Below are 10,119 nucleotides of genomic sequence, written 5' to 3'. Positions count from 1 at the left end.
CACCTGACCCCATGCCGAACTCAGCAGTGAAACGCCGTAGCGCCGATGGTAGTGTGGGGTCTCCCCATGTGAGAGTAGGACACTGCCAGACATCAATTTAGACGTGTTGCCGGCCCAAAAGGCAGCATGAAACAGCATTCGGTGGTGCGGTAGTTCAGTTGGTTAGAATACCGGCCTGTCACGCCGGGGGTCGCGGGTTCGAGTCCCGTCCGCACCGCCACCGATTTAGATAAACCCCTGAGAGAAATCTCAGGGTTTTTTTCTATTTCAGGCATTTTTATCAGTATCTTGATTCGATTCTCAATCAGCCCTTCTATATACTAGAGTATTGGAATATCGCCTCACCAATAACTTGCTACCAAATGCGTTACTTTTTTAATAAATGGAAAAGATTTTCTGTATAAAATCTATTCTGACATTTACTTTTACAATTCATACTTTGTTTTTAGTACTAAGGATTGCAATCAATTATAGAGGTGTCATATCAATGAAGGCTGATGCATTAAGGTAGGTTGGGGGGCAATTTGATAAGAAATAGGTATGTAAGAAGAGCCCGTGAGAGAAAAAATCTGGCTCATAAAAATTATGCAGTAAGATATATCGCAGGGCAGCCTGTAGAGAGGGTTTTTCCTACTTCCACGCGATTACTTGAAGAAGCACTCTTGCCATGTGGAGAGCCATTTTTTGCTGATAATAATGTGTTTTCTGTTGCTATTTGGAATATCCATAAACAGCAACGTCCACGGTGGCAAAGTGTTTTATCTTCCTTAATTGAAAAAAGCGATCTTATTTTACTGCAAGAAGCACAAACAACTCCTGACTTACTGAAATTTATCACAGCCAGTGGCTTGGTTGCAGATCAAGTACCTGCATTTGCTATTCCTCAACATCCATCGGGTGTGATGACATTAGCCTCTTCTTCACCCATCTATTGTTGTCCGTTAAGGGAAAAAGAGCCGATATTAAGGCTTTCTAAATCATCTCTTATTACTATGTACCCTTTAACCGATGAACAGCAGCTGATGGTAGTGAATGTACACGCCATTAACTTCAGTCTTGGCGTTGACGTTTATAGTCGTCAGTTGGATAACATTGGTATCTATATTAAGTTACATGATGGGCCAGTGATATTTGCCGGTGATTTTAATGCGTGGAGTCGTCGGAGATTCAGAGTGCTGGAGCGTTTTGCGCAGTGTATGGGGCTAAAAGAAGTCTATTTTAACGACGATCATAGAACAATTGTATTTGGTAAACCCTTAGACTTTGTTTTTTATCGTGAATTAACAGTCCAGAGTGCAACCGTTTTAACAACCATTGCTTCTGATCATAATCCGCTTCTTGTCCGATTTTCGTTATAAGTTACGAAGATTTTCAATTAATAAGAGTGGTGAAAGGTAAAAAAGAACAAAACGCCGGAAATTGCTCCGGCGTTTTTAGAGACCAATTTTATTGGCTGGTACGGTGAGATGTAGCAAGTTTTTTCTTTATGCTGAAAAAATAGGCAATGGTTAGGATGATCACCCAGCCAGCGCCAATGTATAAAGCATCTCTCGTTTGCTCGAAATACCCGAGTAGCAGGATAATTGCACTCATAAAAACAATCGTAATTATGGGAGCAGTGGGCCACATTGGTACCGGAAATTTCAAGGTTCTGATCTCTTCTACACTCATTTTACGACGCATAGCCACATGAGAAAGCAGAATCATCAACCACACCCAGACAGTGGCAAATGTGGCGACGGATGCAATAAGAATAAAAATATTGCCGGGCAGCAGCCAATTGAGCATGACACCGAGCAGCAGAACCACAATCATGACCAGAACAGTCATCCATGGAACTCCATTTCGGGTCAGCTTTTTAAACGCCTCAGGTGCTTGTCCTTCCTGAGCCATGCCATACATCATTCGTCCGGCACCAAAAATATCGCTATTGATGGCTGAAATGGCAGCAGTAATAACAACAACATTCAGAACATGCGCAGCTGCACTGATTTTCAGATCAGAAAAAATCTGTACAAATGGGCTTCCATTCTGACCAATTTGATCCCACGGATAGATACACATCAGGATACATAAAGTCAGGACATAGAAGATTAAAATACGGAAGGGAACAGCATTAATCGCTTTAGGGATTGTTTTTGCCGGATCTTTCGCTTCACTGGCAGTGATACCAATGACTTCTATTCCACCGAAAGCAAACATCACAATCGCCATTGAAGCAACCACTCCGCTGATGCCATTCGGCATAAAGCCGCCATGTTCCCATAAATTAGCGATCCCGGTGGCATGCTCTGTTGTCTGACCAAAACCAAAGATCATAATTGCAAGACCACCAATGATCATGGCAATAATGGCAGTGACCTTAACGATAGAAAGCCAGAACTCCATTTCACCGAAAATCTTCACATGGCATAAATTCAGCGCACCAATAAAACAGACGATACTCAGAACCCAAATCCATTGATCAACATCGGGGAACCAAAATTTCATGTACAAGCCGAATGCAGTGATATCAGCGAGGCAAACAAACAGCATTTCAAGAACATAGAGCCAACCTGTCAGGAAGCCGGCTAATGGGCCCAGATAATGGCTGGCATACTGCGAAAAAGAACCGGAAACAGGATGGTGAACGGCCATTTCGCCGAGTGCTCTCATCACCATAAATACGGCAGCACCGCCAATTAAATATGCCAGCAATACCGCCGGTCCTGCTTGTTGTATTGCTGCTGCTGAGCCATAAAACAGCCCTGTGCCTATTGCAGAGCCTAAAGCCATGAAGCGGATATGCCTCACACTCAGACCCTGTTTAAGCTGATTTTCATTGTCTTGCATTCGTTAATCCCATCTATCTTTCATGCCAGAGAGTATTTTCAGGCATACAATGCTATTTCAGGCATATGCTATTTCAGGTATACAATGCCCTGTCTGGTGTCAGATACCAGCAAAAGCAACCTCGTACGATACCATAAAGATGGATGTCCGCGGGATAGATATCTGTAATAATAACGGGCAGTTTATTAAAACCAGAGTTTTTTTATGATTTACCCAATAAATGAGATGTTTCAGACTTTGCAGGGAGAAGGTGTGTTTACCGGAGTTCCTGCTGTTTTCATACGGTTACAGGGATGTCCGGTCGGGTGCAGCTGGTGTGATACCAAGCATACTTGGGAAAAAGAAGCTGATAAGCAGCAGGCGATGGAAAACATACTGGTCAAATCACAGGATAGCGATACCTGGGGCGCTGCCACACCAGAGCAAATCATTAATTTGTTCACTCGTCAGGGATATACCGCCCGTCATATCGTAATTACGGGTGGAGAGCCGTGTTTGTATGATTTACGTCCCCTGACGGAAGCACTGGAAAATGCAGGCTATCAGTGCCAGATAGAAACGAGTGGTACACACGCGATCCACTGTACTGACAAAACTTGGGTAACCGTCTCACCGAAAGTGAAAATGCGGGGCGGATACAAAGTCTTGCCTGAAGCGATGAATCGCGCAAATGAAATTAAACACCCTGTCGGGCGTGAGCGCGATATTGAATCATTGGATGATCTATTGACTATGCTTGATGAAAATAACAGACCGATTATTGCCTTACAGCCTATCAGTCAGAAAGAAGAAGCAACCCGCTTGTGTATTGAAACCTGCATTGCCCGTAACTGGCGTTTCTCGATGCAGACACACAAATACTTAAATATCGCCTGATGTGCGTTTGGTGCTTTTATTGTGCATTCAGCACCAAAATTTGGTGCTGAATGTCTTACTCTCCACGATAGATACAACCGGCACTACAGGTTTCTTTAACCATAACGGCGCTGAGCTGTGGCAAAGCAGGTTGTAACTCTCTCCAAATCCATTGAGCCAGTACTTCGCTGGTTGGGTTTTCCAGACCGGGGATCTCATTGAGATAATGGTGGTCCAGCCGCTCCCAAATTGGCTTGAAGATAGCTTTCACATCGGCAAAGTCCATGAGCCATCCGCTATGAGGATCAATCTCACCGGTGATTTCCAGACGAACCATAAATGAATGCCCATGCAAGCGACCACATTTATGTCCTTCAGGAACATGTGGCAGGCGATGCGCCGCTTCAAATTGAAAATCTTTAAAGATGGTAGTGCTCATAATACTTTTTCCTGAATTCAAAAGGCCGGCTATTCTACCTGAACTTTCGTGCCTAACGTGATTTTTCTGTAGAAATAAAATCCAGCGTTTAACAACTTTATCGATATATTAAATCTGTAAATAAAGTTAGGTAATTTAGTTATTAGATATTGCTAACCTTTCTTTAAGTCCGACGCCTGTTCTGGGATAACCTTATGATTACTCCATGTTTGTGACTGTTAATCATGGGTATTGGCTATGGCAAAGGGCACTGGATAATGACTGCAAAACCACCTTCAACTGCATTACTACCTGTATCTCAGGAACAATTGTCACGCCTGCAATCAGAGGTTAGTGATTTTTCTCCACATCAACTGGCTTGGTTATCAGGCTATTTTTGGGGAATGTTGAATTCTCAACCGCAAACCAACACGGTAGCGTCAGTGTCAGGTGTACCTGAACCTGAACAGGAACCCGTGACACTGATTTCGGCTTCTCAGACGGGTAATGCAAGGCGTCTGGCAGAACAGCTCAGAAACGCTTTACTGGCGCAGAATTTGAGTGTGAATTTAGTTAATGCTGGTGATTATAAATTCAAACAGATCGCAAAAGAGCGCGTATTGATTATTATTTCTTCAACGCAGGGTGAAGGTGAACCTGCCGAAGAAGCTGTAGCACTACATAAATATCTGCATTCCAAAAAAGCCGCTTCGATGAAAGAGACGGCTTACGCTGTATTTGGCTTAGGAGATACCTCCTATGAACACTTTTGCCAGTCAGGTAAAGATTTTGACCGCCGCCTGAGTGAATTAGGTGCTCAGCGATTACTGGATCGCGTTGATGCTGATGTGGAATATCAGGATATTGCTACGCAATGGTGTCAACAACTGACCGATATTCTGAAGCAACGCTTACCATCTCAGGCAAATACAGCAATAGCCACAACAAAGGCAGCAGTGGCCGCTGGTACAGCTCTCTCCAGCCCTTATACCAAAGAAGCGCCGTTGACTGCCTCTCTACTGGTTAACCAGAAAATTACCGGACGCACATCTGATAAAGATATCCGCCATATTGAAATTGATCTCGGGGATTCTGGTTTGCGTTATCAGCCCGGTGATTCATTGGGGGTTTGGTTTGAAAACGATCCGGTATTGGTTGATGAATTGGTAGGTTTGCTTCATCTGGAAGGAACTGAAACCGTCACAGTACATGGAAAGTCACTTACTTTGCGTGAGGCTCTGACCAGCCATCTTGAACTGACACAAAACACGGGTGTTATTGTCGAAAAATATGCAGTCCTGACGAAAGATGAAAGTTTGCTTGCTTTGATCTCCGAAAAATCAACGCTACAACAATATGCCCAAAAAACGCCTATCGTGGATATGGTCAGGCAGGCAGCTCAGCAACCTGAAGCTCAGCAATTTATCGATATATTACGTCCATTAACTCCACGCCTATACTCTATTTCCTCTTCTCAGGATGAAGTCGAAAATGAAGTACATATTACCGTTGGTGTTGTTCGTTATGACATAGACGGCCGTGCCCGTACCGGTGGGGCATCAGGTTATCTGGCTGATCGATTACAGGAAGATGACAACATCCGTGTCTTTATTGAGCATAACGATAACTTCCGCTTACCCGCCGATCCACAAACCCCGGTGATCATGATTGGCCCCGGCACCGGAGTGGCTCCATTCCGGGCATTCCTGCAACAACGGGATAATCAGGGCGCTGAAGGTAAAAACTGGCTGTTCTTTGGCAACCCTCATTTTGTAGAAGATTTTCTGTATCAGGTGGAATTTCAGCGTTATGTCAAAGAGGGGTTACTTACCCGCATTGATTTGGCATGGTCGCGGGATCAAAAGCATAAAGTGTATGTGCAGGACAAACTGCGTGAGCAGGCTGAGGAAATCTGGCGCTGGATTAGTGAGGGCGCACATTTATACATCTGTGGAGATGCCAATCGTATGGCAAAAGATGTAGAGCAGGCATTACTGGATATTATTTCACAACAGGGTGGGATGGATGCAGAGCAGGCCGATGAATTCCTAAGTGAACTGCGCCTTGAACGTCGTTATCAGAGAGATGTTTACTAGCAAAAATAACGAAAAACTATAAGTATAAAAACCAACGGGCAATGAAAACGATCATGAAAACAATGAGCAATGAAAAACAAGGTCCTTTGATTGTTGAAGGTAAACTCGCTGACAGTGAACGTATGAAGTCAGAAAGCAACTATTTACGCGGGACAATCAGCGAAGATTTAAAAAACGGGCTGACAGGCGGGTTTGAAGGCGATAATTTTCTCCTCATCCGTTTCCACGGTATGTATCAACAGGATGATCGTGACATCAGAGCTGAGCGCGCGGAACAGAAACTTGAACCCCGCCATGCCATAATGTTGCGCTGCCGCTTACCGGGAGGAATTATTACTCCCCGCCAATGGCTGGGCATTGATCAGTTTGCGACAGAGAGCACGTTGTATGGCAGTATCCGATTGACTAACCGCCAGACATTCCAGTTTCACGGCATCCTGAAAAACAACGTCAAACCGGCGCATCAATTACTGTCTCAAATGGGATTGGATTCACTGGCAACCGCCAACGATGTTAACCGTAATGTACTGTGTACCTCTAACCCAGTGCAGTCGGCTTTGCATCAGCAGGCTTATGAGTGGGCGAAGAAAATATCCGAACACCTCCTGCCACGTACTAACGCGTACGCTGAGATCTGGCTGGATAAAGAAAAAATCGCTACAACCGACGAAGAGCCGATCCTCGGTAAAACGTATCTACCACGTAAATTTAAAACATCAGTTGTGATCCCACCACAAAATGATGTTGATCTGCATGCCAATGATATGAACTTCGTTGCTATTGCAGAGAATGATCAGTTGATCGGCTTTAACGTGCTGGTGGGTGGCGGATTAGCCATGACTCACGGCGATAAGAATACTTTTCCACGTCTGGCGAGTGAATTTGGCTATATCCCACTGGAGCATACACTGGCTATTGCTGAATCCATCGTGACAACACAGCGTGACTGGGGCAACCGAACTGAACGTAAAAACGCTAAAACCAAATATACCCTTGAGCGTGTCGGCGTTGAAACTTTCAGGCAGGAAGTTGAAAAACGTGCAGGTGTGAAATTTGAGCCAGTCCGCCCTTATGAATTTACCGGACGGGGCGATCAGATTGGCTGGTTAAAAGGCATTGATGATCAATGGCATTTGACCCTGTTTATTGAAAACGGCCGCTTGCTGGATTATCCGGATAAACCACTAAAAACCGGCGTGGCAGAAATTGCCCGAATTCACAAAGGCGATTTTCGTCTTACCGCAAATCAGAACCTGATAGTAGCGGGAGTGGCGGAAAATGAAAAAGCGCGTATTGAATCCATTGCCCGTGCGCATGGTCTTATTGATGACGGCGTGACCTCACTGCGTCACCATTCTATGGCGTGTGTTTCATTTCCGACTTGCCCTTTAGCGATGGCAGAAGCGGAACGTTTCCTGCCAACCTTTGTTGATCATGTCGATGCGTTAATGGCAAAACATGGCGTTAGCCATGAGCATATCGTGTTGCGTGTTACAGGTTGCCCCAATGGATGTGGTCGGGCGATGTTGGCCGAAATCGGGTTGGTGGGCAAAGCGCCTGATCGCTATAACCTGCATCTTGGTGGAAATCGTAATGGTAGCCGAATTCCTCGTATGTATCAGGAAAATATCACCTCTGCTGAGATCCTGACCATTCTGGATGAACTTATCGGTCGTTGGGCTACAGAGCGTAATGAAAATGAAGATTTCGGAGATTTCCTGATCCGAACTGACATTATTAAACCTGTATTGAACTCAGCCATCGATTTTTACGACTGGCAGGAAGCAGTATGAGCCAGCCACATTTAGCTGAGTTACTGGTTTTGTCTCCTGAGCAGCGCACAGAAGCGCTCGCTGAGACAAACCAACAACTAGAGTTACTGGATGCCCGTCAACGCGTCCTATGGGCACTGGAGCATCTGCCCGGTGAGTTCATCCTTTCATCCAGTTTTGGTATTCAGGCGGCAGTCTGCCTGCATCTGGTCACGCAGGAATACCCTGATATTCCGGTTATCCTGACGGATACTGGCTACTTGTTCCCAGAAACTTATCAGTTTATCGACAAACTGGCTGATAAACTAAACCTGAACCTGAAAATATTTCGTGCAGAACAAAGCCCGACTTGGCAGGAAGCGCGCTATGGCAAACTGTGGGAACAGGGCGTTGATGGGATTGAACGTTATAACCAGATTAATAAAGTTGAGCCGATGAACCGTGCGCTGAAAACATTGGATGCGCAGACATGGTTCGCAGGATTACGTCGCCAGCAATCAGAAAGCCGCGCTAACTTGCCAGTGCTGGCAGTGCAACGCGGTGTTTACAAGATACTGCCGATTATCGACTGGGACAATCGCAAGGTACATCAATACCTGACCGAGCATGGACTTGAATATCATCCTCTATGGGAGCAAGGCTATCTTTCTGTCGGGGATACCCATACGACGCAAAAATGGGAACCGGGTATGAGTGAAGAACAAACCCGCTTTTTTGGCCTGAAGCGGGAATGTGGCTTGCATGAAGGCTGAGTTCCTTTTGAACTTTTGGAATGGCCGAATTATTCGGCCATTCTTAAACCCAAAGATTCAATTATAGCTAAACCCGTTATCACAATGCCCTTCTTTAGCAAGGTGCATGTCCATCTCCATCTTAGATTCTTCTTGCTCCTTTGTTCAATATACTCAAACTGGCGTCTTAAAGTTAAATTAGTACACTCCAAATTTAGCTGGTGTGAGTATAGATGCCACTATTCACTTGGAATAATAGAAAGCTATAATAACAATGATGGAAGGCCTGATTAATTAAATCATCATCTGAAAAAGGTATAGAAGAAACTACAAAGGTACCCCGAATTTGTGTGTATACCATAATATTCCGAAGTATTTCTTTGTATAATCTACCCAGTCATTATCTTCAGCGTTTGTGGACTTCTCTTTGATAGACATACCACCAACCGGATCACCATGAAAAATAAACAACGGATACATGCCCTGTGTTACACACCACCCTATCCATGGTATAGGGTTCTCAAATATAGCTTTTTTATCTTGACAATATTTTTCCAAATATTGAAAAACATCAGTGTCAGTATGAAGTGTTACAATAGCTCCTGCACTTACCATTGAGCTTGGTCTCTCTGAGTATTTACTTTCAACGGCACTTACAATCCCATTTACAGGAGGTGTTCCTACTCTCAATCTACCATTAACACAACCAACCAATAAACAAGAAACTAAAAAAGTGATTAATAGTGACTTCATCTTTCTCTCTTATTATATTCAGACCATAGATAAGGATAAAACTCTTTTGAAAATGTTGTCCATTCATTATCAGAAACAAAATTTTGTTTTTCAAATATCCCCATCGTTCCCAATTTTGCATCTATATCTGTTCTACTTATAATAAATAAAGGAATTTTATCCTTTGTTATACACCATCCTGAGTATATAGTGTATTGTTCAAAATTTGCATTTTTATTTTTACAATACTCTTTAATTCTATTAAATAATATTGGCTTAACATGGAGGTCTACACTTTTAATGAATTTAAATCGATGTGTAGAATATTGTGGGTACTCTGATTCTAAAAAACTTATAACTCCATTATCCAATGGTTCTCCTTGTTTGAAAGTTACACATCCAGATAACAAAAAAATTACAAAAATTGAGGTTATTATTGGGCGCATTGCATATTTCTCTTAAAATAATTAATTTTTTCCATTGGAGATTCCTTTTGTGATAACTATTTTTTAATAAATTCAGTTTGAATTTTATTTTATCTTGCCTATGATTTTTTTCAAGTTATAGTTGCTGTTAATAAACGGATTCTTAGCATATTTTTGTTAAAAATAACTTTTTTTATCTATATTAAGTGGTAAGGGAATGGGATTATATGTGTCATATATAGCCACCTCCGTTAATAG

9 protein-coding genes, 1 tRNA gene and 1 rRNA gene are annotated in these 10,119 nt (G+C 43.2%); 7 read left to right on the top strand and 4 right to left on the bottom strand.

Features of this window, described 5'->3' with window-relative positions:
* The 3 genes from rrf to AACX68_RS03005 form a co-directional block, all read left to right on the top strand.
* Positions 1 to 91 (top strand): 5S ribosomal RNA (gene rrf, locus AACX68_RS03015); the annotation flags it as partial.
* A 52-nt stretch (positions 92 to 143) separates the two neighbouring features.
* Positions 144 to 220 (top strand) — tRNA-Asp (locus tag AACX68_RS03010).
* Between the two features lie 349 nt (positions 221 to 569).
* Positions 570 to 1,358: an endonuclease/exonuclease/phosphatase family protein gene (locus AACX68_RS03005; RefSeq protein WP_228860575.1), complete on the top strand. Its 789-nt coding sequence runs from the start codon at positions 570 to 572 to the stop codon at positions 1,356 to 1,358.
* 88 nt (positions 1,359 to 1,446) lie between these two features.
* Here the strand turns inward: AACX68_RS03005 and AACX68_RS03000 are convergent, their stop codons facing one another.
* On the bottom strand, positions 1,447 to 2,832 hold the full coding sequence (locus AACX68_RS03000) for an amino acid permease (protein ID WP_228860573.1): 1,386 nt from the start codon (positions 2,830 to 2,832) through the stop codon (positions 1,447 to 1,449).
* A 204-nt stretch (positions 2,833 to 3,036) separates the two neighbouring features.
* On the opposite strand from AACX68_RS03000, the gene queE reads away from it, so the two are divergent.
* On the top strand, positions 3,037 to 3,708 hold the full coding sequence (gene queE / locus AACX68_RS02995; RefSeq protein ID WP_228860572.1) for a 7-carboxy-7-deazaguanine synthase QueE: 672 nt from the start codon (positions 3,037 to 3,039) through the stop codon (positions 3,706 to 3,708).
* A 55-nt stretch (positions 3,709 to 3,763) separates the two neighbouring features.
* Here the strand turns inward: queE and queD are convergent, their stop codons facing one another.
* Positions 3,764 to 4,126: a 6-carboxytetrahydropterin synthase QueD gene (queD, locus tag AACX68_RS02990; RefSeq protein ID WP_228860571.1), complete on the bottom strand. Its 363-nt coding sequence runs from the start codon at positions 4,124 to 4,126 to the stop codon at positions 3,764 to 3,766.
* A 257-nt stretch (positions 4,127 to 4,383) separates the two neighbouring features.
* Here queD and cysJ point away from each other — a divergent pair, with 257 nt between their 5' ends.
* From cysJ to AACX68_RS02975, 3 genes are all read left to right on the top strand, one after another.
* A complete protein-coding gene (gene cysJ / locus AACX68_RS02985) occupies positions 4,384 to 6,201 on the top strand; it encodes an NADPH-dependent assimilatory sulfite reductase flavoprotein subunit (RefSeq protein WP_228860570.1) in 1,818 nt (605 codons plus the stop codon).
* 62 nt (positions 6,202 to 6,263) lie between these two features.
* Positions 6,264 to 7,994, top strand: a complete 1,731-nt coding sequence (gene cysI / locus AACX68_RS02980) for an assimilatory sulfite reductase (NADPH) hemoprotein subunit (RefSeq protein ID WP_228860574.1) — start codon at positions 6,264 to 6,266, stop codon at positions 7,992 to 7,994.
* Entirely contained in the window at positions 7,991 to 8,725 is a 735-nt protein-coding gene (locus tag AACX68_RS02975) for a phosphoadenylyl-sulfate reductase (protein WP_228860569.1), read from the top strand. Before cysI ends, AACX68_RS02975 begins: the two co-directional genes overlap by 4 nt.
* Before the next feature lie 306 nt (positions 8,726 to 9,031).
* On the opposite strand, the gene AACX68_RS02970 is transcribed toward AACX68_RS02975, so the two are convergent.
* Together AACX68_RS02970 and AACX68_RS02965 are read right to left on the bottom strand one after the other, a co-directional pair.
* Complete coding sequence (locus tag AACX68_RS02970) at positions 9,032 to 9,457, bottom strand: hypothetical protein (protein ID WP_228860568.1); 426 nt, start codon at positions 9,455 to 9,457, stop codon at positions 9,032 to 9,034.
* Positions 9,454 to 9,882, bottom strand: coding sequence for a hypothetical protein (locus AACX68_RS02965; RefSeq protein ID WP_228860567.1), 429 nt, complete (start codon positions 9,880 to 9,882; stop codon positions 9,454 to 9,456). The genes AACX68_RS02970 and AACX68_RS02965 overlap by 4 nt, the downstream gene beginning before the upstream one ends.
* Positions 9,883 to 10,119 lie beyond the last annotated feature (237 nt).

Source organism: Xenorhabdus sp. PB61.4, assembly GCF_963894935.1.
Classification (GTDB): Bacteria; Pseudomonadota; Gammaproteobacteria; order Enterobacterales; family Enterobacteriaceae; genus Xenorhabdus; species Xenorhabdus stockiae.
This window is presented reverse-complemented; position numbering and strand designations above follow the sequence as displayed.